This window comes from Neisseria sp. P0021.S007, assembly GCF_051956855.1.
This window is the reverse complement of record NZ_JBQCXA010001624.1, coordinates 1-453: the sequence shown is the minus strand read 5'-3', so window position 1 is coordinate 453 and position 453 is coordinate 1. Positions and strand designations below refer to the sequence as shown.

At 42.8% G+C, this 453-nt stretch carries 1 pseudogene; it reads right to left on the bottom strand.

The annotated features are described in order from the left end of the window. Positions 1 to 390, bottom strand: a pseudogene (locus ACTHUR_RS20595) (right-handed parallel beta-helix repeat-containing protein); the annotation flags it as partial. Positions 391 to 453 lie beyond the last annotated feature (63 nt).

Sequence of the window (453 nt, the reverse complement as noted above, 5' to 3'; positions counted from 1 at the left end):
AGATTGATACACGCGGTATTTTCCAGAGACACCTGCCCTGTTTTCGGTATGATCGTCAATTTTGTTTTCTTTGACTGAACTGAGGTGGCTATCGTGACTCATGGCTGTTTTTTTGCCGGAAGAAACGCTCACGACTTTGTTATGGCCGTCTGAATCGTTCAAAATCTTTTTATGCACAATTTCGACTGTTTTTTTTCCTTCGGCAATTCTGTCTTCTGCCTCTTTTTCTTTGCGGGCAGCGTCTTGTTTGGCTTTACGCTCTGCAATCGCTTTTTCGACTGCTGCTTTATGCGCTTCTTTTGCATGCTCGACGGCGTTTGCTTTGGCTGTGGCGGCTTCGGCTATTTTTTTTGCTTTAGCCTCTTCGTATTTTTTTTGCTTTTCAGCCAAAATTTTTTCCATCGATTGATTAACCGGTTTGTTTACCGGCTCTTTTGAAACAACCTGTTTGTC